Genomic DNA, 22909 nt, shown 5'->3' with positions numbered 1-22909 from the left:
TCAGGGTGCCATCACTTCCAGCGTGGCGGTGTAGCTCATCCGCCGCGCCGTGACGCGCGGGGTCGCCGGCTTGTCGTCGCTCAGCGAGGCATTGAGCCAGATCATGCCCGCCATCGGCCAGTTCACCGTGGCCACGCCGTCGGCATCGGTCGTTACCTCGAACACGCCTTCATTATCGCGATAGCGCTTGCCGCCCGGCACCAGCGTGACCTTGAGGCCAGCCGCCGGTTGACCATCGACCAGGAAGCGCAGCTTGGCCGGCTCATCCTGTACCAGCTCGGCAGGATGAGTGATCGGCACCATCTCCAGCCCCTTGCCCAGCGGCTTGATAGCGCTCGGCTCGCCCTTGGTGGCGAAGAACTCGTTGCGACCGCTGGTTTCGGTCAGCTTGAGATCAGTTGCGTTGGCCGGAATCTCCGCGACGCTGCTCACCTGATTGGCGGGCGCCTGTGCGCCCGGTGCCGGCGGCGGTCCGCGCCGTCCACCCAGGCGCCACTCCACGCCATCGACCTTGAACGTGCCCATCACGCCCGATTGCGCGCTGCCGATGCGCCAGGTGCCCGGCTGGTCGAGCTGCACGTCGAACACGGAGCGATAGCGCCCGGTTGCGGCATTCTTGATCTCCGCCTCGCTGCCGTCTGGGCGCCATGCTTTCACGCTGTCGAGCCGCATGGCATTATGATCGGCATAAAAGAGGTCGTTGGAGCTGGCCGCATCCACCGTCACCCACGGGTCTTCGCCCGAGAAGATGGTGCCGGAGGGGAGCAGCCACTGGCGGTGAGCATTGGCGGGCATCGCCGTGGCGGCGATCAGCGCGGCGGCGGCAAGCAGAGCGGTCTTGATGCGCATGGGGTCGTGGCCTTTCGGGTCTTGGAAAGCTCAGCGAGCGGAAATGGTGATGGCGCCCAGTTCGGACTTGCCGGTGGCGGAGCCGCCCTTGGCTGGCACCTGCAGCGGAATGGAGACGATCTCGCGGCCGCCGGTCTCGCGCGCGGCTTCCACATAGAGCGTATACTGCCCCGGCTTGAGCGTGGCGGGCAGGGCGATCTTGTGGGTGCCCGGTGCGCGGGTGGCGCTGCTCACGCCATCGGCGGGCAGCTTGAGGCTGCGGCCGCCCTTGCGCCACCAGGTGCGCAGATCGGAGAGCCACTTCGTGCCAGGCTCGCGGCCCTGCAGCTTGACGTCATACCAGACGAAGATGGTCTGCGCCGCGCCGCCGCCGGTCGGCTCCACCCATGCCGCGACATAAGGCCGGTGATATTCGGCGACATTGAGGCGGGGAATGGTCACGCTGATCGTGCCGGCCGTGGCAGGCGTGGCGACGAGACCGGCAAGGACGAGGGAAGTCTTCTTCATGGGAGAGCGGATCCTCAGTGAATGAACAGCAGGGCGATGACGAGCGGGATGAGCAGCCCCAGCCCGACCAGCGGCCAGGTGGAGGGGCGATGCCGGGCGTGAAGCTGGAGCAGCAGCAGGCCGGTGAGGGTGAAGACGATGCAGGCGACAGCGAAGATGTCGATGAACCAGCTCCACGTGCCGCCAGTGTTGCGGCCCTTGTGCAGATCGTTGAAGTAGGAAATCCAGCCGCGATCGGTGCGCTCGGCCGTCACGGCGCCGGTCGCGCGATCGATGGTGATCCACGCATCGCTGCCTGGGCCGGGCAGGGCGACATAGACCTCCTCGTCCGACCATTCCGCCGCGCGCCCGGTTGCGTCGAGTGAGACTGCCTGACGCAGATGCGCGGCGACCGGGGCGGGCAGCGGCGCATCGGCTGAAGCAGGCGCCGCCTCGATCTGGGCGAGCAGGGCAGGGGGCAGGGTGGCTGAGCGCTCCTCGACCTTCGGCGCGGCGCCGATGGAATCGGCGTGGTTGAGCGTGATGCCCGTGATCGCGAACAGCATCATGCCGATCAGCGAGATCGCCGCGCTGATCCAGTGCCAGCTGTGCAGTTGCTTGAGCCAGAAGGCGCGCGCCTTGCGCTTGGCCGGCGCCTTCTGCGCGGGCCGTGCGGCGCTGGAGGGAGATGCCGACACGGACGCCCCGCGCGTGATGGCTGCCGCGCCGCCGCCTGCCGACGCCGCTAACGGCTCATCCGCCCGCTGCCTGTCCACCCGCTGTCCGTCCACATGCCCCCCGACGATGATTGGCGACGCGCAGCGACCAGCCTGCGCGAATCATGTTCGAGCGCCTCCATTGCATATATTGAGAAGCATTCGCAAGAGGAGATGGCGGTATGGGGCCGCTCGGCCGCGTCGAAAGAGCGGGCCGACCAGTGAGGGGCCTAGCCCTCAACCGGGGGCAGGCTGTAGCGGCCAGTAGGTCGCGTAGCGTTCGTGGCGGATCTGATAATAAGGGATCAGCCGCACGGGGCGTCCCTCCCGGTCGGCGATGATGAATTCCAGCGGGGCGGTGCCGGGGCGGAGCTGCCCCGCGATCGTCTCGGCATCGCCCACCAGTTGGGGCGGGGAGAAGGGCGTATCGTTATACTGGCCATAGAGGCGCTCGTTGACGACCACATCCGATCCCGGTGCCAGCCCCTCCGTCCCGAGTGCGCCAGCGAGCACGACCGGCCCATAAGTGAATGCCACGATTCCCGGCGCCGCCGGCGATTCCTCGACGCGGACCTGCATGTCGAGTTCGAGCGTCAGCACGTCGCCATCCCGCCAGTCGCGGTCCAGCTCCAGATAGCTGCCCGGTTTCGTCGATTGCGCCAACGGGGCGCCATTCAGGCTGACGCGCGCCGTCCGGCTCCAGCGCGGGTGGCGGAGGCGCAGGGTCGCGCGGGTGGGGTGGGCCAGAGACCAGCGCAGGGCGGTGGAGGGCTCCTCGGGGAAGTGGGTGGTCTGGGTCAGCACCGCGCCCTTCTCCCGCCAGCGCACCGATGAGGGGATGAACAGGTTGACGACCAGCGCCTCGGCGTCATGAAAATAGATCGAATCCCGATACTTCGCATGGTTCTCCATGCCGGATCCGGTGCAGCACCAGAAGGAGTCGACCGGCGTGCAGTAGAGCTTCATGTAACCCGGCCGCGCGCCCTGAAAATAGGTGACGAGGCCGGTCTCAGGGTCCTGCGACGCCAGAATGCCATTATAGAGCGCGCGCTCGTAAAAGTCGGCCAGCTCCACCTGCGGATCGTGCAGGAACAGCGCGCGGGTGAGCTTGAGCATATTATGCTGGCCGCAGGTTTCAGAGCCCTTGGCCGAGAAGACATGCGCGGCGAAGTCGGCGGGCGGATAGAAGAACTCGGCATCGCCATGGCCGCCCGTCGCATAGGAGCGGGTGCGGGCGACTGTGCGCCAGAAGAAGGCTGCGGCATCGCCATAGGCCTTCTTACCATTCACCTCGTAGACGCGCTGGAAGCCGACGAACTTGGGCACCTGCGTATTAGCGTGCATGCCATCCAGCAAGTCCCGCCCCTTAGCGGCCGGCTCCATTACCGCCTTCTGGGAGAAGCGCTCGGCCAAGGTGCGGTAATCGGCCTTTCCAATCAGTACATAGAGATCGGCGAGCACCTCGTTCATGCCACCATGCTCGGTGGCGAGCATCGCCTCGAAGGCGGCGGCGTCGAGCGGCCGGGTGGCGACCACCGCCCAATCGGCCATGCGCAGCAGCACAAGGCGAGCAGTGTCACTGCCGGCAAGCTGCCAGGCATCGCGCAGTCCGGCGAAAATCTTGTGCAGCGTGTACCAGGGGACGCCGGTGATCGGTTCGCCCCGGATATGCGCGGCGACGAGCGCGGCGCCTTCAGGAAAGGCGCAGACCAGCCCCACGCCGGATGCGCGCTGGCAGGCATACAGCTCGTCGGCGATATAATCGATGCGCTGCTTGAATCGCCCATCGCCGGTGGACCGGAACATCAGTGCGCAGGCGGAGAGATAATGGCCGAGCGTGTGGCCGTGGCAGTGGATGTCAGCCCAGGTCGCCTCGGATTCCCAACCGCCATAGACCGGTGCCTTGGGAGCGAGCCCGGCATTTGTGCGGAAATTGGCCAGCATCCGGTCCGGCTCGAGCGAAAGCAGATAGGCTTCCGTGCCTCGTTGCGCGGCGAGAAACGGACTTTCCAGTAGCGTCACATCCGCCATGTCGAAGGGCTGAAGGCGCGGCGCCACGCTGAGCGCGCCCTTAGACTGAGCTGATGGCAAGGCTGCACGCGCGGTAACTGGCGCGAGAATCCCGCTCACCAGAGTGGCCGAGGCGACCGAAGCCAACAACTCACGGCGAGACGCCGACACGCCCCTTGCATGCATATGACAGGACATAGCCGCCATCTAATCCTCCCCAGTCGCGTTCAACTTCGCGTTTTGATAACGCTACCATAAACGAGGCGGGCGGGAAGGCAATTCTTTCGATCGGATGGCGATCATCCGCCACTATTGGCGAGGCCATCAACGCAGATGGTTTGGCCCGCGCGCTTGTCGCGGGCCATCAGGGCTCAGTCCTGCTTGGCGTCTTCGAACCAGGCCTCGACCGGGCCGGAGAGCTTGATGGTCAGCGGCTGGCCATGGCGGTCGCGGGTCTTGCCGGCGGCGACGCGGATCCAGCCTTCGGAGATGCAATATTCTTCCACATCGGTGCGCACCCGGTCCTTGAAGCGGATGCCGATGCCACGCTGCAGGGTCTCCATATCGAAATGCGGGCTGCGCGGATTGGTGGAGAGGCGGTCGGGCGGCGTCTCGCTCTGCGGTGCGGCGGGCGTGTCGGATGCGGGAGTATCAACCATGGCTCGTCCTTGCCGAAGAGCTTTCGGCCAGTCAACGCTTCTCAGGAGCGCGCATGGGGCAGTCCGCGAGGGCGGCAGGGCCGGAGACTGTCCGGCCCCGGTCGTGCGGTTGGCATGATCAGCGGCAGATGCGCACGCGATACCGCTCGCCGCGCCAGCGGTCCCAGCGGGTTTCGGTCCAGCAGCGGCGACGGTCGTTATAGCCGTAGCCGCTACGATAGCCGCGGTCGTGACGTCGCCAGTCCCGGCGGTCGCTGCGATAAGACCGTTCGCGATAATGGCGGTCGCGGCGGACGTCGCGGTAGCCATCACGATAGGCGCCACGATCATAATCCCGATAGCTGATCGACAGGCTGCTTTGGGCCTGAGCCGGTGCCGCAGCGAGCGGCATGAGGCCGAATGTGGCCGCAACGGCGAAGGCGACCGAAGCGAGGCGGGGGGTAAGAGGCATGTCATTCTCCTGTGTCCAATGTCGGCGTTGCGCGCGGCCTCGCTCGTCCGATCCATCCTTTCTGCCAGACCGGCCTGAACGCCCGCGAAACAGGCCGTTCATCTGCCCATGGGGCGTGCCCTGGATGCGGTGATATGTGGAAGGATGGTCGCGAAGGGCGTGGGACGCGTAAGGCGTTAAAAGCGGGTTCAGCCGCGACGACCTAGAGGTCTGCTCTATGCCCCGTTTCTCCTTTCCCTCCCTGCTGGTCGTGCCGCTTGCTGCGGTGGGGCTTCTGATTCCCGCATCCGGTTTCACCGTTCCCGCGCGGGCTCAGGACGCCGCCCGCCAGGTCGTACCGGCATTTGACGAGGCCGGCCGGCGCTTGCTGACCGATCTGCAGGGTGCCGGGCAATTGTTCGCGGCGCAGGCGCTGGCGAGTTGGATCACCGCCTCGCGCAACGATGCGGTGGCAGCGGGTGTCGAGCCGATCCCGCCCGCCATTCGCGCGCGGCTACGCGGCCATATGCCGGACGCCCTGCTGGACCGCGTGCGCTATCGCGTTGGCCAGGGTCACGAGTTCAGCTTGCAGACCAATACCTTCAACCGCAGCAACGCCGCCGCGATCACGCTGGACGATGTGGTGCTCTTCCGCTCTGTCGACGATGCCGCCTCGGATGTCGGCCTCTGGGCGCATGAACTGCATCATGTGCACCAGTATCGCCAATGGGGCGTCCAGGGCTTCGCCCAGCGCTACACGCGCGATTATCAGGGCGTCGAAGCCGATGCCCATGCCGAGGCGGAACGGGTTATCGCCGCGATGCGGACGGCGGCGCCAGCGCCGGCGCGGACGCGCTAGACTGCGCGGACACGTCTCCCCTCCTCTTCAGAGGAGGGGCCGGGGGTGGTGGCGATGCGCCAGCATCGTGAAGTCAGCGCATAAACGCGAGGGTGCTGCACCACCCCAACCCCTCCTCTGGGCCGTAGGCGAGCGAAGCTCAACAGGAGGGGCTAAGGCTGGCTTACAAGCACAATGCCATCGGCAGCATCGGGAGAGTTCGGCCCGACCCAAGCGATCACTCGCCGGCCTCCCCAGCGCCCCAAAAGAAAAGGGCGCTCGTCCGGCTGGACAAGCGCCCCTTGGATCAGGCGGCCTTGGACCGCGAAGCGCGTTTGCGCTCGTTCGGGTCGAGGTAACGCTTGCGCAGACGGATGGTCTTGGGTGTTACCTCGACCAGCTCGTCATCGTCGATATAGGCGATGGCCTGCTCCAGCGTCAGCTTCCACGGCGGCGTCAGGCGGACGGCGTCGTCCTTGCCGCTGGCGCGGAAGTTGGTGAGCGCCTTGGACTTCATCGGGTTGACCTCAAGGTCTTCCGGCTTGGCGTTCTCGCCGATGATCATGCCTTCGTAGAGCGCCTCGCCCACGCCGACCATCAGCACACCGCGCTCCTCAAGGGGCCCGAGCGCATAGGCATTGGCCTCGCCGGCGCCGTTGGAGATCAGCACGCCGTTCTTGCGGCCTTCGATCTTGCCCTTGTGGGGACCGTATTTCTCGAACAGCCGGTTCATGATGCCGGTCCCGCGCGTGTCGGAGAGGAACTCGCCATGATAGCCAATGAGGCCGCGCGAGGGCGCCGAGAAGGTGATGCGGGTCTTGCCGCCACCCGAGGGCCGCATGTCGGTCATCTCGGCCTTGCGCTGGTTCATCTTGTCCACAACCGTGCCCGAGAATTCATCATCAACGTCAATGACGACGGTCTCATAAGGCTCGGTGCGGTTGCCGTTCTCGTCCTCGCCGAACAGCACGCGCGGGCGCGAAATGCCGAGCTCGAAGCCCTCGCGGCGCATTGTCTCGATCAGCACGCCCAACTGAAGCTCGCCGCGACCGGCGACCTCGAAGCTGTCCTTGTCCGCGCTCTCGGTGACCTTGATCGCGACGTTGCTCTCGGCTTCGCGGAACAGGCGGTCGCGGATCATGCGGCTGGTCACCTTGTCGCCCTCACGGCCCGCCATCGGCGAATCGTTGACCGCAAAGCGCATGGAGAGCGTCGGCGGATCGATGGGCTGCGCCTTGATCGGCTCGGAGACCGAGGTGTCGGCAATGGTGTTGGCCACGGTGGCGACGGTCAGGCCGGCGAGGCTGATGATGTCGCCGGCGCGCGCTTCATCGACCGGCACGCGGTCGAGGCCCTGGAACGTCATGATCTTGGAGGCGCGGCCGGTCTCGATGATCTTGCCGTCCATGTCCAGCGCATGGATGGGCTGATTGATCTTCACGGTGCCGGAGGTCACGCGGCCGGTGAGGATACGACCGAGGAAGTTGTCGCGGTCCAGCAGCGTCACCAGGAAGGTGAACGGCGCGTCGATGTCCAGCGCCGGCGGCGGCACATGGTTGACGATCGTCTCGAACAGCGGCGTCAGCGTGCCTTCGCGCTTGGTCGGGTCGGTGCTGGCATAGCCGTTGCGGCCGGAAGCATAGAGCACGGGGAAGTCGAGCTGCTCGTCGGTCGCGTCGAGGCTCACGAACAGGTCGAACACCTCGTCCAGCACTTCCTGGATGCGCTGGTCGGGCCGATCGACCTTGTTGACGACGACGATGGGACGCAGGCCGAGGGCCAGCGCCTTGCCGGTCACGAACTTGGTCTGCGGCATCGCCCCTTCGGAGCTGTCCACCAGCAGCACCACGCCATCGACCATCGAGAGGATGCGCTCCACCTCGCCGCCGAAGTCGGCGTGGCCGGGCGTGTCGACGATGTTGATGCGCGTGCCTTCCCACTCGATGGAGGTGGGCTTGGCGAGAATCGTGATCCCCCGCTCCTTCTCCAGATCGTTGGAGTCCATCGCCCGCTCATCGACGCGCTGATTGTCTCGAAAAGTGCCGGACTGGCGGAAAAGCTGGTCGACGAGGGTGGTCTTGCCATGATCGACGTGCGCGATGATGGCAACGTTCCGCAGAGCGTTGGGACGGGGGCTCATGATAATCTCTCTGGGCTTGTGGACGGCCGACACGGGTCATCCGGCCGGAATTTCTCGCGGCCCTTAGCGGAAAGCGGCGCTCGGCGCAACGGCCAGCAACGCGGATGGTCCGCGGCCTCGTCATAGTCGGTGCGGCCAGCCTAAGTGCTTGAAGGCAATGACCATCGTTGCGCATGGTCTTCAAGCCATTACACTCCACGCGACAAAGCGATGGTTGCGGTGCCGCGCAAAACCCCCGGTCGGGGCCGCCGCAGGTCTCGCAGCCCGCGCGACAGGATCTCGCATCAACAGGAGCTGCTATACAGGATGCCGCATTACACGCCGCTCATCGCCACGGTCGTCGCCGGCCTCGTCGCTGCCTTTTTCATGGGCGCGCTGGCGATGCGGCTGCGGGTCTCCCCCATTGCCGGCTATCTCGTCGCCGGTGTGATGGTGGGACCGTTCACGCCGGGCTTCGTCGCTGACCCCAACCTCGCCAATGAACTTGCCGAAATCGGCGTAATCCTCCTGATGTTCGGGGTCGGCCTTCATTTTTCGGTGAAGGATCTGATGGCGGTGCGGCGCATCGCCGTGCCCGGGGCGGTGGTGCAGATCGCCACCGCGACTGTGCTGGGCATGGCGCTGGCCTGGCTGATGGGTTGGGGCCTGCTCTCCGGCTTCATCTTCGGCCTGGCTTTGTCGGTCGCCAGTACCGTCGTGCTGCTGCGAGCCTTGCAGGTGCGCGATCTGGTCGAGACGGAGCGCGGGCGCATCGCCGTGGGCTGGCTGATCGTCGAGGATCTGGTGATGGTCCTGGCGCTGGTGTTGCTGCCGGTGCTGGCCGGCATCGCACTCGATCCGCAGAGCGAGGGTCTCTCGGCCATCGGTTGGCCGGTTCTGGTCACGATCCTCAAGGTGAGCGGCTTTGTTGCGCTGATGCTGCTGGTCGGGCGGCGGATCATTCCATGGGCGCTGCACTGGGTGGTGCATACCGGCTCGCGCGAGCTATTCCGCCTTGCCGTGCTGGCGATTGCGCTGGGCGTGGCGGCTGGATCGGCCTTCATCTTCGATGTGTCCTTCGCGCTCGGGGCCTTCTTTGCGGGCATGATCCTCGGCGAAACCCCGCTCAGCCGGCGCGCGGCTGAAGAGACGTTGCCGTTGCGCGATGCGTTCGCGGTGCTGTTCTTCGTCTCGGTCGGCATGCTGTTCGATCCGATGGTCATCCTTCGCCAGCCCTTGCCGCTGCTCGCCACAGTGCTGATCATTACGGTCGGCAAATCGCTCGCTGCCTATGCCATCGTCCGCGTCTCCGGCTATCCGCGCGAGACGGCGATGACGGTTGCAGCCAGCCTCGCGCAGATCGGCGAATTCTCGTTCATTCTCGTCACGCTGGGTTTTGGCCTCGGCGTGCTTCCGTCCGAAGCGCGCGATCTGATCCTGGCCGGCGCGATCATCTCGATCTTCCTGCATCCGTTTCTGTTTTCCTACATCACCCATCGCGCGAGCGAGGCTGCCAAGGTCGATGCGCGGCCGGTGGCAGCGCCGTCCGCCACGCTCGTGCATGTCGTGCTGGTCGGTTATGGCCGCGTCGGCCGGCTGATCGCCAAGGCGCTGCGCGAGCGGAACAAGCCGCTGGTGGTCATTGAGAGCAATGCCGAACTGACCGATGCCGCGCGACGCGACGGACATGAAGCGGTGACGGGCAACGCACTGGACCGGCGCGTGCTGGAGGCCGCCGGCATCGACCGCGCGACCAGCCTGCTCATCGCCATTCCCGAAGGGTTCGATGCCGGCGCCATCGCCCAGAAGGCGCGGGCGCTGCGCCCCGGGATCGGCATCGTCGCGCGGGCCCATTCGGACGGCGAGGTGGAACATCTGATCAAGCTGGGGATCGGCGACGTCGTGATGAGCGAGCGCGAACTGGCGGCGCGGATGCTGGAGCTTGCGCTGCGCGGAAACATGCAAGCGCAGGGCATCTGATTTCGCGCGTATCACCGCTCGACAGCGGGACGGGACATTGTCATCTATTGAGCAAGCGGCCTGCCGGACAGTCATGACGGCAGGGGCCGCATCATGGGTCGGGAGACAAAGGCATGGGTGCCGATGGCAGCGGGGTGGAGATCAGCAAAACTGCTGAAGGCTGGGCAGGCGACCTGGGGCGTAACTGGCTCGCCAATCTGGATCGGCTTGAGGGGATGATCGAGCCGATCGGCGCGGTGGCGCTGGCTCGGGCGGACTTCCAGCCGGGCGAGCGCGTGATCGATGTCGGCTGCGGCGGTGGTGGCACCAGCCTTGCGATTGCCCGGGCAGTGGCGCCGGACGGGCATGTCACCGGCGTCGACATCTCGTCCGACCTCATCCTGTCCTGCGGCGCGCGTGCAACGCTCAGTGGCCTGCAGAATGTCAGCTTCGTCTGTGCCGACGCCGGTGCCGCGCCGATCAACGGCGCGCCATTCGACCGGCTGTTTTCGCGCTTCGGGTCGATGTTCTTTGCCGAGCCCAAGGCGGCGTTTCGCAATCTGCGCAGGCAGGTCCGCGACGGCAGCCGTATCGATCTCGCGGTCTGGGCGGCGCCACCGGAAAATCCCTGGATGCAGCTGATGCAGCAGGCGCTGAAGGATCTGCTGCCGGCGCCGGATGGACGGCCGGACCCCAGAGCGCCCGGCCCGTTCGCCTTTGCCGATACGGTATGGCTGGGAGAGGTGCTGGCGCAGGCCGGCTTTGCGGAGATGGACGTGGCGCCGTGCCTGCGCGACCTGCCGGTCGGGGGACCCGGCGCGAGCGCGCAGGATGCTGCGACCTTCGTGCTGTCGGCCATGCACATCGGCAATCAGGTCGCGCCTGACCGGATGCCCGAGGCGCAAGCGCGCCTCGCGGCGGCCTTTGCGCCGCATCATGTGCCGGGCAAGGGCGTCATGCTGGCCGGCAAGGCGTTGCTGGTGAGCGCCGTCGCCGCCTAGATTGGAACCGGCGCGCCTGGCTTGGCCATGTCGCGCACAAAAAGAAGGGCCGGCGCAAGGCCAGCCCTTCCCGTTTAACGAAAACGCTGGATCAGAACTTGCCGACGAGGCCGACCATGACCTGATGGCGCTGCATGCTGGTGCCGGTGTCGACGTCGCCGAACTGGACATTGCCGTAGTCGGAGAAGCGGTACTCACCGCGAACGCCGAAGCGGCCGAAGCTGTATTCAACGCCGGCACCCAGGCGATAACCATCGAAGTTCTCGCCTTCGCTGGCGGAGTTAACGCCATCCGTGTAGCTCAACTTGAGGCGGGCGTTGGTATAGCCGGCCTTGGCGTAGATCAGCGCGTTGGGGGCGAGCTTGGCGCCGGCGCGGACGCCGAGGTACAGATCGCGCGCTGCCGACGTGGACAGTTCGTCGCCCGTCACAATAAGATCCGTTGCCGATTCCTTGACCTCTGAGTCAGCGACTTCTGCTTCGACGCCAACCACGGCGGAACCGAGATCGGCATTGTAGCCGAGGCTCACGCCATAAGCGAAATCATCGCTGCTTCCATTGTCGACGCCGTCGCTCAGCCGCACCGAGTCATAGCCGCCGAGGACCGCGAGGCTCAGGCCGGAGAAGGTGGGGCCTTCCTGCGCAGCGGCAGGGGTGGCAATAATCACGGCGGCTGCGGAAGCCAGAACAGCAAGTTTCATTGTATTTTCCCTGTTTTAATCTCGCCTTCTGCACCAGGCGGACGGGCCGCTTATGGAGCTCGGTTAACGGGGTCAACCTTCTCGTGGCCGCTGTGCATCACTAGTGGCGTCGGATTGTTGCGTATATGCAACATGTCTGGACGAGCGAAACCTGGTTTTCGTCCGTCCTCGGGGGACGCTGAGACCTAGCTGTCCCGCGTCAGTTCGTCAGGCTTGCCGGGGTGGCGCTCCAGTTCCTCGCTCAGCGGATCATGCCCCAGCCCTTCCAGTCGCGTGCCGGAGACATAGGCCGCGCGTCCTAATAATTGCGCGCCGATGGGGAGGGTGATGAGCAGGAACATAATTGTCAGCCCGCTTGTCCAGTTCAGCTCCGCGATGTCGGCCGCCAGCACGACGCCGAGCAGCATCAGTGTTGCCCCCAGCGTGCCGGCCTTGGTGGCGCTGTGCATGCGCTGCAGGGGATCGCGCAGCCGCACGATGCCGATGGCGGCGATGAACAGAAAGGCGGTGCCGGCAATCAGCAGGGCCATGGCGAGGACAATCATTGCCGCCTCCGCTTGCGTTCCAGAAACACGGCGAAGGCAGCCGTGGCGACGAAGTTGATGAGCGAGATGCCGAGCGCAATATCCAGAAACGCACCGCGCCCGGTCGCCAGCGTGGTCAGCGCCGCGAACCCGACGGCGATGGCGGTCAGCATGTCGAGCGCGACGAACCGGTCGGCAAAGCTCGGCCCGGTCACCATGCGCCAGCCGGCCAGCAGGAAGGCCAGTGCCAGCGGCACGGCGAGAACAGTGGTGAGCGTCGCCATATCGATCATCGCTCCAACTCCATGATCCAGCGCTCGTAGATCCGCTTGAACCGCGCGATGGTTGTCTCCGCATCGGCGGTGTTGAGCACATGGACGTAGAGGCTGTGCTGGTCCTCGGAGACATGCAGGCAGGTCGATCCGGGCGTGAGCGACATGAAATAGGCGAACAGGGCTACGGCCCAGGGCCGCTCCAGGTCCGTCTCCACGCGGATGATCGCCGGGGCGGTGCGGATGCGGGGTGACAGGACTATCCTGGCGACGGCCAGGGACGCGACGAGGAGATCCCACAGGAACATCGCGACCAGCGTCAGACCGGCGCGCAGGCGGCGGGCGGGCCTCATAAGCCGCCTCCGCTGACGGCGGCCAGCGCGCGGCTGGAGAGGAGTGAGAGCGTCCACAGGCTTTGTGGCAGTAGGCCGATGGCGATGGTCGCGCCGGAGAGGATCGCCATGGCGATCAACCCCGCCAGCGGCACCTTGCGCACCGGCTTGCCGCGCGGTTCCTTCCAGCAGGCATCGGACCAGAAGATGGACATGGAGACGATGGTCATCAGCCCGCCGATCAGCGCGATAATGCCCAGCCAGGCCATGCCTGCATCAAAGCTTTCGCGAATGACGATGAACTTGGCCCAGAAGCCGGAGAGGGGCGGGATGCCCGCCAGCGACAGCACCGGCACGGCGAGCACCAGCGAAAAGAGCGGGTTCGTCCGCGCCATGCCGCCTGCCCGCGTGAGATCCCAGCTTCCGCTCGCCCGGCGGATCAGGCCTGCGCCGAGGAACAGATTGGCCTGCACGATGATCGAGTGGACCATATAGAACACCGCGCCGGCAATCCCCTCGCGTGTGGCGATCGCCAGTCCGATGGTCATGTAGCCCACCTGCGCGACGATATGGTAGGCGAGGATGCGGCGCATATCGGTGTGCGCCAGCGCACCCGCGCAGCAGATGAGGATGGTCGCCGCTGCGATCCAGCCGAACACCGGCATCATCTGCGCGGCGCCGATGCCGCCCGCGCCGACGCCAAACACCCCGGCGAAAACGAGCAGCAGCGCATAAAAGCCCATCTTGGTGAGCAGGCCGGCGAACACGGCCACGGCGGTGAGTGGCCCGGTATGATAGGAGGCCGGCAACCAGAGGTGGAAGGGAAACAGCCCGGCCTTGAGCGCGAAACCGGCCATCAGCAGCGCGGTCGCAGTGGCGGAGGCGAAGCTGGGCGGGCGGCTGGCGAGCGCAGCGGCGGCCGCGCCGACGTCCAGCGTGCCGGTGATCCCGTAGATCATGCCGACGCCGAGCAGGATGAAGGTCGCCGCGAGCATGGAGAAGCTGGCATAACGGATGGCGCCATCGATCTGCGCCGGGCGGCGGTCCAGCGTCAGGAGGCCCAGCGCGGCGATCAGCGCCAGTTCGAACCAGACGTAGAGGTTGAACAGATCGCGCGTCAGGAACGCGCCATTCACCGCGCCGGTCATCGCCAGCATCAGCGCGTCATAGCCGGCGCGGCGGCGGCGCGGGCCGACGTCGACCAGCGCGTAGATCGCTGCGGCAAAGGCGATGAGCGCCGTGACAACCACCAGCACCAGCCCCGGCATCGTCGCCGAGAAACTGATCGAGATGCCGTGCGGCCAGCCGCCGAACACGGTGAGCGGGACGAGGTTGCCGCCATTGGCCTGCACGAAGAGCAGCAGCGAGACGACCAGCAGCAGGCCGTTCGCGATCAGGCCGATGGCGCGGGTGAGCGCGATGCGCGCGCGCAGGATGAGCACCAGGGCCGCGCCGATGAAGGGCAGGATGACGGGCGCGGGCAGCAGCAGCGCATCAGTCATCGGTCAACTCCCGCTCCTGCGGCGTGCCCAGCGCCTCGGCGGAATCGACGTTGCGCGCATCGATGCTATGGCTGTGGCGCCAGGCGCGCAGCACCAGCACTGCGAGCATCACCGTGAGCGCGAAGCCGATGACGATGGCGGTCAGGATCAACGCCTGCGTGATCGGATCGGCAGCCTCGCCCAGCGTGCGCCGGCCTTCGCCCACGATGGGCGGCTGCCGGCTCTGGATGCGCCCGGCCAGGAAGATCAGGATGTTGACCCCCGTCGCCAGCATCGAGAATCCGAGCAGCATCTTCACCAGATTGCGCGAGAGGATCATGTAGAGCGCGCAGGCGATGATGCCCGCGCCGACGGCGCCATAGAGCAGGGTCATCGCGTCGCCTCCCGCTGGAGGCCGAAGTGGAAGGCCAGCACGGCGCCGAGCACTACCAGGTACACGCCCAGATCGAAGATCAACGTGGTCGAAAGGGCCGGGATGAGGCCACCCGGCTCCCACCAGAGATGGGTGAGGAATGGCTCGCCGGTTATCAGGCCCGGCAGGCCGGCGAGCAGCACGCATAGCATGCCGAGGCCGACGAGGGTGAGGGTGCGCAGGCGCAGCACGCGCTGGGCGTGGTTGACGCCATAAGCCAGCGCGAGCAGCGCAAAGCTGAGGGCCGCGACCAGCCCGCCGACGAACCCGCCGCCCGGCTGGTTGTGACCGCGGAACAGAATCACCAGCGAGGCGAGCAGCAGCAGCAGGCTGATCCAGCGCCCGGCGACCTGCAGGGAGAAGTGGACCGGCTCGGGACCGGGCACTGGCCCCTCGCTTCCCCGGCTGCGCAGCAGCGAGCGCGCCATGACGGCGGCAATGGCAATCACGATGGTTTCGCCCAGCGTATCGATGGCTCGGAAATCCACCAGGATGACGTTGACGACATTATGCCCATGTGCCGCCACGAGGCTCATCTGGCCGAAGAAGTGGCTGGCGGCGGATACATGCTCGCGCGCGGCCATGTCCATCACCGCCAGGAACAGCAGCGCGCTGATGCTGGTTGCGAGTAGGGCATCGCGCTTGCGCATGGCGCGGGTGCGGGTCGCCGGGCTGGCGAGCGGTACGGCCAGCAACAGGGCCGAGAGCAGCACGACGAGCAGCGCTTCCACGGTGAACTGGGTGAGCGCGAGATCCGGCGCGCCGTTCATCAAGAAGGTGATCGCGGCGGCAAAACCCGCAAGGCCGGTGGCGATCATGCCGCTCAGCAATGTGTTGGCGCGAGCAGCGGCAATGGCTCCGCCGAGCCCGATGAGCGCGACCAGCGCCTCGCCCGGCCGGAAATCGCCGGGGAATGGGATGTCAGGCGCGACGCCGCTCTTCGCCACCGACCAGGCGATCAGCAACCCGGCGCCGCCGACCACCGCCAGCAGATAGCGGCGCAGGTCGCCATGCTGGAGCGCGTCCGTCAGCTTGCGGGAGGAGAGGATCAGGTTGCGCAGGCTGATTTCCCACAGCGGCTCGATCTCATAGGTGTTGAACTGCTTGGTCTGCCGCAGCCAGATGTGGATCTTGCGCCAGAAGGCCACGATCAGCGCGCCGATGGAGACCACGACAAAGCTCAGCAGCAGCATCGGCGTGAGGCCGTGCCACACCGTCAGGTCCACCTCCACGGCGCGGCCGTAGACCGAGGCGACCGCCGGGCGGATGGCGACGCGCGTGATCCAGTCCGGCGCGAGGCTCATGAACAGGCCGGCGGCAGAGAGCAGCAGCGGCGGCATCACCAGCGAGAAGGTCTCGCCATGCTGCACCTTGTTCACCTTGCCGCGGCCCATGAAGAACGGCCGCAGCGTCACCACTCCGGCCACGCCGACCATGACGGCGTTGACCATCACGGCGATGGCCAGCGGGATGACTTCCCAACTGCTCTCCAACTGCGCCTGGAACAGGAATTCCTTGGAGATGAAGCCGATGAACGGCGGAATGCCGGCCATGGAAAGGCTGGCACCGAGGCAGGCCAGCGCCGTCAGCGGCAGATGCCGGGCAAGCCCGCCCATGGCGCGCAAACTGTAGAGGCCCGTCGCGTGCAGCACCGATCCTGCGCAGAAGAACAATGCCGCCTTGTAGAGCGCGTGCGCGAACAGGAAGCCGATCATCGCCACCGACGCCGCCGGTCCGTCCAGCCCGACGAGCAGCACGAGAATGCCGAGTGATGCGACCGTGGAATAAGCCAGCGCGGATTTGAAGTTCTCGGCCCGCAGGGCCTGCAACGCGGCGACGAGCATGGTGACGCAGGCCACGGTGATCAGCGCGCCCCGTCCCCAGCTTTCCGCGCCGATCACCGGCTCGAACCGGGCGAGCAGATAGATGCCGAGCTTCACCATCGTCGCCGAGTGCAAATAGGCCGAGGCGGGCGTTGGCGCCTGCATCGCGTTGGGCAGCCAGAAGTGGAACGGGAATTGCGCGGACTTGGTGAAACCCGCGATCAGGATGCACACGACGATGGCCGCGCCCCACGGGCTGTCATGCAATTCGCCAACCCGCGCCACCGCCTGCGCCATGGAGTAGGTGCCGAGCACATGGCCGATCATCGCGACGGCCATCAGCAAGGCGAGACCGCCGAACGCCGTCACCTGCAGCGACATCAGCGCCGCCCGGCGGGCGCGGGCACTGCGTCCCTCAAAGCCGATGAGGAGGAAGGAGAGAATGCTCGTCGCTTCCCAGAAGACGAGGAAGACGAGCAGATTCTCGGCCAGCACCGCCCCCAGCATCGCGCTGAGAAAGAGCAGGATGTAACAGAAGAAACGGGCGCGTTCGGCCGGCGACTTGTTGGTGAGATAGCCGCCGGCATAGATCGTCACCAAGCCGCCCAGCCCGGTGATGAGTAGGCAGAGCAGGAAGGAAAAGCCATCGAGCCGCAGCGTGAAATCAAGGCCGAGCCAAGGTGCCCATTCGGCTGCTTCCCCCTTGACCCAGCCCCGTTCCACGAACTGCGCCATGTTTACGAACGCCGCGAGCAGGCCGAAGGGGAAGAGGGCGATCACCATGCCCGCACCACGCCCAATGACGTAGGCCAGCAGCGGCATCAAGCAGGCGCCGAGGAAGGAAATCAGCAATATCGTCAGCATCTGACAAACCTAATGCACAGTTTTGCCTTGTGATGCAGCACCCAAAGCGCCGCTTTGGCGAGTTTTCTCGCTTCGAATGAAGCGCAGTGCGCGGCCCTGCCAGGAAGGGTTGGCGAAACCGGTTCGTTCCGCTTATCAAAGTCGGATGATCGATCGTCGCGATTTTGCCCTGGCTATGGGTGCGAGTGTTCTGCTGGCCGGCTGTGCCGACAAGCGGGAGGGGATGAATGACCCGGTGGCCCGCCTGCAGGCGATGGAGCGCGCGATCGGCGGCAGGCTGGGCGTGCTCGTTCTCGATACCGGCAGCGGACGCAGCTTTGGCTGGCGCACGGACGAGCGCTTCTGTCACTGCTCGACCTTCAAATTGTCGCTGGGGGCAATGGCCCTGCGCGAGAGCGACGCCGGGCGCCTCGATCTCGCGGAAGAGCTGAGCTTCAGCCAGGCGGACCTCGTCGCCTACGCGCCGGTGGTTGAAGAAAATCTCGCCAAAGGGCGCTTGCCGATCCTCACCTTGGCTGAGGCGATCCAGATCACCAGCGACAATGCCGCCGCCAACATCCTCATGCGCCGGCTCGGCGGCCCCGAGGCGTTGACGCGCTTCTGGCGGGAGATTGGCGACAGCACGAGCCGGCTGGATGGCTATGAGCCGGAGATCAATGTGATCCCGCCCGGCACCGAGCAGAACAGCACCACGCCAGCGGCGATGGCGCAGACTGTGCGCAAGATCGTGCTGGGCGATGTGCTCGGCGCGGCCAGTCGCGATCGGCTGAGGGACTGGATGGTGCAGACCCAGAGCGGGCGCAATCGCATCAGGGCCGGCATTCCCGCCGATTGGCAGGGCATGGACAAGACGGGCACCGGGATGCGCCAGGGCGTCGGCAACAAGACCAACGATCTGGCGGTGTTGGTCCCGCCGGGCGGGCGCAGTCCGTTGATCGTGATCGGCTATGTCGAGACGCCGACCTTCGCCGAAGATGTCCGCCCGCAAGACGAGGCCGCCCTCAAGGCGCTGGGCGCCCTCGCGGTCTCCTGGAGCGCCTGATCGCCATCGGCGAGTGGGCGACCAGGAATTCGTCATTCCCGCGTACGCGGAAATCCAGTTCCACGCCTGCGCCGGGAAGCAACGTCCAAGCTGGATTCCCGCGTGCGCGGGAATGACGGAGGTGAAGCGCCTTCGCGATTAACCCCCTGACCCTAAAACCTAATCCACGAACGCCCGCTCGATCACATAATCCCCCGGCTTGGCATTCGAGCCCTCCTCAAAGCCGAGCGCGTCGAGGCGGGCGGAAAAGTCGCGGATCATCGCCATTGATCCGCACATCATCACCCGGTCCGTTTCCGGGTCCAGGCGCGCGGGGCCGCTCAGGCCGCGGAACAGCGTGCCGTCGTCGATCAGGGCATCGAGCCGCCCCGTGGTGCGGAAAGGCTCGCGCGTCACCGTGGGGCAGTAATGGAATTGCAGCAGGGCCTGATCCTGCACCAGCGGATCGCCGGCGAGTTGGCTTTCCAGATCGGTGCGGCATGCCAGATCGGCGACCGTGCGCACGCTGTGCGCGAGCATGACCTGGCCGAAATACTCATAGACATCCGGATCGCGCACGAGGCTGAGGAAGGGCGCGAGGCCCGTGCCGGTGGAGAGCAGGAACAGGCGGCTGCCGGGCCGCAGGGCGTCCATCACCAGCGTGCCGGTGGGCTTGCGGCCAAGATAGAGACTGTCGCCGGGCTGGATCTTGCACAGGCGCGAGGTGAGCGGGCCATCCTCGACGCGGATCGAGAGAAATTCCAGTTCCTCGGCATAAGCGGGGCTGGCGATGGAATAGGCGCGCAGCAGCGGCCGCCCATTCTCACCCGGCAGGCCGAGCATCACGAACTCGCCGGAGCGGAAGCGGAAGCTCGCCGGCCGCGTGATCGCGAAGCTGAAGAGATGGTCGTTCCAGTGCTTCACCCAGCGAACGGATTCCACGCTGAGTGCGCCGGTCGGCTCGAGCTCGAAGCCGTGATGGGTCATGTCATTCATGGGGGAACCTTACAGTGGCGGGATCGAACATGGGCAGCGCGGGCCAGAGTTCAACCGTCCGTAGCGCCGCGCCGAGCGAATCCAGCGCCATACGCAGCGCTGGCGCCCCCTCGGGCTGCACGACAAGCGCGACCGTCGCGGGCGTTTGATCCGCGTGTGCCCCGTCGGGCAGGCGGATCAGGCTGAGCAGAAGCGCCTCGCCATCGCTGAGCCGGGGGCAATCGACGTCGGCAAAGGACAGCTTCTCGCGCGCGTGACGGTTCAGCACCGCCATCATCATGTGGAAATGCGGGAAGCCGGCCATGAGATCCGCCTTGTGAAAGACGGGGCCGACATCGCCGCACGGGCAGCGCCCGCAAGAGACCGCCTTTGCCCAATGCCGCATGGCCCAGACGAGCAAACGGCCGCCACGATCAAGCGAGGAAAGCGGGCAATCCAGAAACGCATACATGGGCAATCTCTCCCGTGGCAGGCAGGGGCGATGGCAGGCGGCGCTGGCTCCGGCAAGGCAAGCGCGCATATCGCCGGTGGAAGGACGTCCCCGGCCTGCTGCACCTGCAGGCCGGGAACGTCCGCGCCGCGCGAAGAGGGGTTCGCGCGGGTGAGGGCGTTGCGACTGCATCATCTGCTAATGACAATGAATCGCATTAACAGCGTCATGCCGATCCCTGTGGACGTCGTCAAGCGCGATCTGCATCTTTCGCTTCATCCGAGCGCCGAGCGGTGATGCGAAGGATCAACTGGCATCCCGCACCATGCCCCGCTATGCGCGGCCAGCGGCGATTGCGTGGCATCGAGTCAGCGCCGTCGCACGAACGGGCAGCATCAGGATGCGCTGCCTGAAGCAAGGAGAACCATCTATGCCCGCCCTGCGCCCCGATATCGATCCCGATGGCCTGCTCGAATATTCGGTGGTCTTCACGGATCGCTCGCTCAATCACATGAGCCAGGCTTTCCAGGGCGTGATGCGCGATATCCACGCCACCTTGTGCGAAGTCTACAAGGCCGAGCGCGCGGTGGTCGTCCCCGGTGGCGGCACCTATGCGATGGAAGCAGTCGCCCGCCAGTTCGCCACCGACGAAACCGTGATGGTCATCCGCAACGGCTTCTTCTCCTATCGCTGGACGCAGATTTTCGAGGCGGGATCGATCCCCGCGTCGGAATCGGTCATGAAGGCCCGCCGCATCGGCAATGGCGGCGCGGACCAGCCTTTCGCGCCCGCGCCCGTCGACGAGGTCGTCGCGGCCATCCGTGCCGAGCGGCCCGCCGTCGTCTTCGCGCCGCATGTCGAGACCGCCTCGGGCATGATCCTGCCGGACGATTATATTCGCGCCGTCGCGGACGCGGTGCATGAGGTGGGCGGCCTCTTCGTGCTGGACTGCATCGCCTCGGGCTGCATCTGGGTGGACATGGTCGCGACCGGCGTCGACATCCTCATTTCCGCCCCGCAAAAGGGCTGGTCCGCGCCGCCATCGGCTGGGCTGGTGATGATGAATGCCGCCGCGCTGGAGCGCTGCCGTGCCCGCCAGTCCACCAGCTTCGCGATCGATCTCGCCAAGTGGAACAGCATCATGGAAGCCTATCTGAACGGCGGCCATGCCTATCATGCCACCATGCCCACCGATGCGCTGCGCACCTTCCACAAGGCGATGATGGAGACCAAGCAGATCGGCTTCGATACGCTGCGCGCCGCGCAGTGGGAGCAGGGCAATGCCGTGCGGGCGATGCTGGCGGAGCGGGGCGTGCGGTCGGTCGCCGCCGATGGCTTTGCCGCGCCGGGCGTGGTCGTGGTGTTCACGGAGGATGCCGCGATGCAAACCGGCAAGCCTTTCGCCGCACTCGGCCTCCAGGTCGCCGGCGGCGTGCCGCTGATGGTGGACGAAGGCCCGGATTATCGCAGCTTCCGCATCGGCCTCTTCGGCCTCGACAAGCTCAAGGACGTCCCCGCCAGCCTCAAGCGGTTGGAAACGGCGTTCGATCAGCTGTTCTGAGCTGATCCGTCAGCCCTCTCCTGCCAGCAGGAGAGGGTTGGACTGGGCTGGATACTTTGCCGTTCTTCACAGGAGAGCGCGCCAAAAACCGACCGTCGTATACGACAGCAAAGCAGGTGTTCAGCAATCTACCGTCCTAAATTGTGGCATGGCACTTGTGACAACATCAAGACACCCCGCGCCTGTGAAGAATCGATAGTGTTTGGGCGTTCCTTCTGCCGCCCGCCAAGCTTTGGACTGAGCTTCGAAAAAGGGATCGCCCTCTACTCGGTATGCAAAGTGGTGAGGGATTAAACCGGTCCCAAGCTCACTTTCTGTACTCAACGGAAATTCATCCAGCATTCGCACGATTAGCGAAGCGCCTTTCGAAAACCTGACCTCAAATAGCCGATCACCATCTGCTATCTCAAACGTCGCTCGATTCAGCTGCCAATCAAAAGACATCAGATCAGCGTGGTCGGCATGATTCCAAGGCGCGCCGCTTTCGATTGGAAAGTATCGGATCATGATGGGAGACGTAGCGGTTGAAAGCGAGCAACGCCACAACGTCGGTCTCTAGCCAAGCCTTCTCTGACGTTCGCCCTCTGACCACCGAGCATCAAAGCGGACTAACTGCCCCCGAGTAAAGGTTCCGCCACCCTACACGGCCTGAAGCCACGTCAACCCTGCCAGCCATTGCCGCGCCCGCCACGCGCTACAACAGGCCGTGTTCGGCGAAGCTGAAGACGGCCTGACCGGCGATAACCCAGTGGTCTGCCACATGAATGTCCAAGGCCCGCGCCGCTTTGATGATTTGGTCCGTCATGATCCGGTCGGCTTTGCTCGGCTCGGCGATGCCGGAAGGATGGTTGTGCGCAAGGATGAGGTTTGTTGCCCCAAGAGTGATGGCGGTCGCTACGATTTCCCGCACATAGACTGGGGTGCTGTCATATCCTCCTGACCAATGCGTACGGCTGTCGAGCACATGTCTGAGCCGACTTAGATAGACGACATGGAAATGCTCGACGCGGCAATGCCCGATTTCCGCGGCAAGGTGACGTTTCATCTTGTCAGCATCGAGCGGCTGTCTGGCCTTCAGCGCTTCCGATGCCAGCACACTGAGATGAAGACTTCGAAAATCCTTGATCGCGCGTATCTGGGCCTCCGAAGCGCCCCGCAATTTGAGGACGTCCGGTGGAGCGTGGACCAGCTCAGCCAGCGAGGCGAATTGCCCGGAAAGCTGCTTTGCGATCGCCCATGGCCTGGGCAAGCCATAGAGCGCAAAAAGACCTGTCAAAAGGCTCAAGGAATGCTTCATCGGCCGTTTGATGATCCGTGAAATGGTCATGCTTCTGAGATGCATTAACCATAAGAGGGACCCTAGGCGCCTGTAAAGCGGACTTATGTCTACAAGTGCACATAAGCT

At 65.5% G+C, this 22909-nt stretch carries 22 protein-coding genes; 5 read left to right on the top strand and 17 right to left on the bottom strand.

Translation table 11 applies throughout. The annotated features are described in order from the left end of the window. From M2332_RS07945 to M2332_RS07920, 6 genes are all read right to left on the bottom strand, one after another. Positions 1-849, bottom strand: coding sequence for a DUF4198 domain-containing protein (locus M2332_RS07945; RefSeq protein ID WP_264573630.1), 849 nt, complete (start codon positions 847-849; stop codon positions 1-3). Between the two features lie 30 nt (positions 850-879). Next, a complete protein-coding gene (locus M2332_RS07940) occupies positions 880-1356 on the bottom strand; it encodes a DUF2271 domain-containing protein (protein WP_181560645.1) in 477 nt (158 codons plus the stop codon). Between the two features lie 14 nt (positions 1357-1370). Next, positions 1371-2033, bottom strand: coding sequence for a PepSY-associated TM helix domain-containing protein (locus tag M2332_RS07935; protein WP_264573629.1), 663 nt, complete (start codon positions 2031-2033; stop codon positions 1371-1373). Positions 2034-2288: 255 nt separating this feature from the next. Next, positions 2289-4109, bottom strand: coding sequence for a glycoside hydrolase family 127 protein (locus tag M2332_RS07930; protein ID WP_319801481.1), 1821 nt, complete (start codon positions 4107-4109; stop codon positions 2289-2291). 323 nt (positions 4110-4432) lie between these two features. Then, a complete protein-coding gene (locus M2332_RS07925) occupies positions 4433-4720 on the bottom strand; it encodes a DUF3297 family protein (RefSeq protein WP_264573628.1) in 288 nt (95 codons plus the stop codon). A gap of 118 nt (positions 4721-4838) precedes the next feature. Beyond that, positions 4839-5171, bottom strand: coding sequence for a hypothetical protein (locus M2332_RS07920; RefSeq protein ID WP_264571314.1), 333 nt, complete (start codon positions 5169-5171; stop codon positions 4839-4841). 217 nt (positions 5172-5388) lie between these two features. On the opposite strand from M2332_RS07920, the gene M2332_RS07915 reads away from it, so the two are divergent. Next, positions 5389-6009 carry a DUF4157 domain-containing protein gene (locus tag M2332_RS07915; RefSeq protein ID WP_264573627.1) on the top strand — a complete coding sequence of 207 codons (621 nt, stop codon included), beginning with the start codon at positions 5389-5391 and terminating at the stop codon, positions 6007-6009. Positions 6010-6295: 286 nt separating this feature from the next. Here the strand turns inward: M2332_RS07915 and typA are convergent, their stop codons facing one another. Next, positions 6296-8128, bottom strand: a complete 1833-nt coding sequence (gene typA / locus M2332_RS07910) for a translational GTPase TypA (protein ID WP_264571312.1) — start codon at positions 8126-8128, stop codon at positions 6296-6298. 306 nt (positions 8129-8434) lie between these two features. On the opposite strand from typA, the gene ybaL reads away from it, so the two are divergent. Both ybaL and M2332_RS07900 read left to right on the top strand, forming a co-directional pair. Next, positions 8435-10087, top strand: a complete 1653-nt coding sequence (gene ybaL / locus M2332_RS07905; RefSeq protein ID WP_264573626.1) for a YbaL family putative K(+) efflux transporter — start codon at positions 8435-8437, stop codon at positions 10085-10087. Positions 10088-10200: 113 nt separating this feature from the next. Continuing rightward, positions 10201-11067: a class I SAM-dependent methyltransferase gene (locus M2332_RS07900; protein WP_264573625.1), complete on the top strand. Its 867-nt coding sequence runs from the start codon at positions 10201-10203 to the stop codon at positions 11065-11067. 91 nt (positions 11068-11158) lie between these two features. On the opposite strand, the gene M2332_RS07895 is transcribed toward M2332_RS07900, so the two are convergent. The 7 genes from M2332_RS07895 to mbhE form a co-directional block, all read right to left on the bottom strand. Continuing rightward, positions 11159-11767 (bottom strand): outer membrane protein, encoded by a 609-nt coding sequence (locus tag M2332_RS07895; RefSeq protein WP_264573624.1) that lies wholly within the window; start codon positions 11765-11767, stop codon positions 11159-11161. Between the two features lie 185 nt (positions 11768-11952). Further along, positions 11953-12312, bottom strand: a complete 360-nt coding sequence (gene mnhG / locus M2332_RS07890) for a monovalent cation/H(+) antiporter subunit G (RefSeq protein WP_264573623.1) — start codon at positions 12310-12312, stop codon at positions 11953-11955. After that, positions 12309-12584 (bottom strand): monovalent cation/H+ antiporter complex subunit F, encoded by a 276-nt coding sequence (locus M2332_RS07885; RefSeq protein ID WP_181560637.1) that lies wholly within the window; start codon positions 12582-12584, stop codon positions 12309-12311. The genes mnhG and M2332_RS07885 overlap by 4 nt, the downstream gene beginning before the upstream one ends. Then, positions 12581-12916: a Na+/H+ antiporter subunit E gene (locus M2332_RS07880; protein WP_264573622.1), complete on the bottom strand. Its 336-nt coding sequence runs from the start codon at positions 12914-12916 to the stop codon at positions 12581-12583. The genes M2332_RS07885 and M2332_RS07880 overlap by 4 nt, the downstream gene beginning before the upstream one ends. Then, positions 12913-14397, bottom strand: a complete 1485-nt coding sequence (locus tag M2332_RS07875) for a complex I subunit 5 family protein (RefSeq protein ID WP_264573621.1) — start codon at positions 14395-14397, stop codon at positions 12913-12915. Before M2332_RS07875 ends, M2332_RS07880 begins: the two co-directional genes overlap by 4 nt. After that, entirely contained in the window at positions 14390-14770 is a 381-nt protein-coding gene (locus M2332_RS07870) for a sodium:proton antiporter (protein WP_264573620.1), read from the bottom strand. The genes M2332_RS07875 and M2332_RS07870 overlap by 8 nt, the downstream gene beginning before the upstream one ends. Next, positions 14767-17496 carry a hydrogen gas-evolving membrane-bound hydrogenase subunit E gene (mbhE, locus tag M2332_RS07865; RefSeq protein ID WP_264573619.1) on the bottom strand — a complete coding sequence of 910 codons (2730 nt, stop codon included), beginning with the start codon at positions 17494-17496 and terminating at the stop codon, positions 14767-14769. The genes M2332_RS07870 and mbhE overlap by 4 nt, the downstream gene beginning before the upstream one ends. Before the next feature lie 145 nt (positions 17497-17641). Between mbhE and bla the strand changes: the two genes are divergently transcribed. After that, a complete protein-coding gene (gene bla / locus M2332_RS07860; protein WP_264573618.1) occupies positions 17642-18538 on the top strand; it encodes a class A beta-lactamase in 897 nt (298 codons plus the stop codon). A 159-nt stretch (positions 18539-18697) separates the two neighbouring features. On the opposite strand, the gene M2332_RS07855 is transcribed toward bla, so the two are convergent. Together M2332_RS07855 and M2332_RS07850 are read right to left on the bottom strand one after the other, a co-directional pair. Continuing rightward, positions 18698-19513, bottom strand: coding sequence for a ferredoxin--NADP reductase (locus M2332_RS07855; protein ID WP_264573617.1), 816 nt, complete (start codon positions 19511-19513; stop codon positions 18698-18700). Further along, positions 19506-19817, bottom strand: coding sequence for a hypothetical protein (locus tag M2332_RS07850; protein ID WP_264573616.1), 312 nt, complete (start codon positions 19815-19817; stop codon positions 19506-19508). The genes M2332_RS07855 and M2332_RS07850 overlap by 8 nt, the downstream gene beginning before the upstream one ends. A gap of 556 nt (positions 19818-20373) precedes the next feature. On the opposite strand from M2332_RS07850, the gene M2332_RS07845 reads away from it, so the two are divergent. Beyond that, entirely contained in the window at positions 20374-21504 is a 1131-nt protein-coding gene (locus M2332_RS07845; RefSeq protein WP_264573615.1) for an aminotransferase class V-fold PLP-dependent enzyme, read from the top strand. Between the two features lie 694 nt (positions 21505-22198). Here M2332_RS07845 and M2332_RS07840 read toward each other — a convergent pair. Then, positions 22199-22831 (bottom strand): JAB domain-containing protein, encoded by a 633-nt coding sequence (locus tag M2332_RS07840; RefSeq protein ID WP_264573614.1) that lies wholly within the window; start codon positions 22829-22831, stop codon positions 22199-22201. Positions 22832-22909 lie beyond the last annotated feature (78 nt).

The sequence above is a fragment of the Sphingobium sp. B11D3A genome (assembly GCF_025961695.1).
In the GTDB taxonomy this organism is placed as follows: domain Bacteria; phylum Pseudomonadota; class Alphaproteobacteria; order Sphingomonadales; family Sphingomonadaceae; genus Sphingobium.
This window is presented reverse-complemented; position numbering and strand designations above follow the sequence as displayed.

Coding starts and splice junctions, on each gene's coding strand:
- M2332_RS07945 (WP_264573630.1), bottom strand. CDS start 849: ATGCGCATCAAGACCGCTCTGCTTGCCGCCGCCGCGCTGATCGCCGCC.
- M2332_RS07940 (WP_181560645.1), bottom strand. CDS start 1,356: ATGAAGAAGACTTCCCTCGTCCTTGCCGGTCTCGTCGCCACGCCTGCC.
- M2332_RS07925 (WP_264573628.1), bottom strand. CDS start 4,720: ATGGTTGATACTCCCGCATCCGACACGCCCGCCGCACCGCAGAGCGAG.
- M2332_RS07920 (WP_264571314.1), bottom strand. CDS start 5,171: ATGCCTCTTACCCCCCGCCTCGCTTCGGTCGCCTTCGCCGTTGCGGCC.
- M2332_RS07915 (WP_264573627.1), top strand. CDS start 5,389: ATGCCCCGTTTCTCCTTTCCCTCCCTGCTGGTCGTGCCGCTTGCTGCG.
- typA (WP_264571312.1), bottom strand. CDS start 8,128: ATGAGCCCCCGTCCCAACGCTCTGCGGAACGTTGCCATCATCGCGCAC.
- ybaL (WP_264573626.1), top strand. CDS start 8,435: ATGCCGCATTACACGCCGCTCATCGCCACGGTCGTCGCCGGCCTCGTC.
- M2332_RS07900 (WP_264573625.1), top strand. CDS start 10,201: ATGGGTGCCGATGGCAGCGGGGTGGAGATCAGCAAAACTGCTGAAGGC.
- M2332_RS07895 (WP_264573624.1), bottom strand. CDS start 11,767: ATGAAACTTGCTGTTCTGGCTTCCGCAGCCGCCGTGATTATTGCCACC.
- mnhG (WP_264573623.1), bottom strand. CDS start 12,312: ATGATTGTCCTCGCCATGGCCCTGCTGATTGCCGGCACCGCCTTTCTG.
- M2332_RS07885 (WP_181560637.1), bottom strand. CDS start 12,584: ATGATCGATATGGCGACGCTCACCACTGTTCTCGCCGTGCCGCTGGCA.
- M2332_RS07880 (WP_264573622.1), bottom strand. CDS start 12,916: ATGAGGCCCGCCCGCCGCCTGCGCGCCGGTCTGACGCTGGTCGCGATG.
- M2332_RS07875 (WP_264573621.1), bottom strand. CDS start 14,397: ATGACTGATGCGCTGCTGCTGCCCGCGCCCGTCATCCTGCCCTTCATC.
- M2332_RS07870 (WP_264573620.1), bottom strand. CDS start 14,770: ATGACCCTGCTCTATGGCGCCGTCGGCGCGGGCATCATCGCCTGCGCG.
- mbhE (WP_264573619.1), bottom strand. CDS start 17,496: ATGCTGACGATATTGCTGATTTCCTTCCTCGGCGCCTGCTTGATGCCG.
- bla (WP_264573618.1), top strand. CDS start 17,642: ATGATCGATCGTCGCGATTTTGCCCTGGCTATGGGTGCGAGTGTTCTG.
- M2332_RS07855 (WP_264573617.1), bottom strand. CDS start 19,513: ATGAATGACATGACCCATCACGGCTTCGAGCTCGAGCCGACCGGCGCA.
- M2332_RS07850 (WP_264573616.1), bottom strand. CDS start 19,817: ATGGCCGGCTTCCCGCATTTCCACATGATGATGGCGGTGCTGAACCGT.
- M2332_RS07845 (WP_264573615.1), top strand. CDS start 20,374: ATGCCCGCCCTGCGCCCCGATATCGATCCCGATGGCCTGCTCGAATAT.
- M2332_RS07840 (WP_264573614.1), bottom strand. CDS start 22,831: ATGACCATTTCACGGATCATCAAACGGCCGATGAAGCATTCCTTGAGC.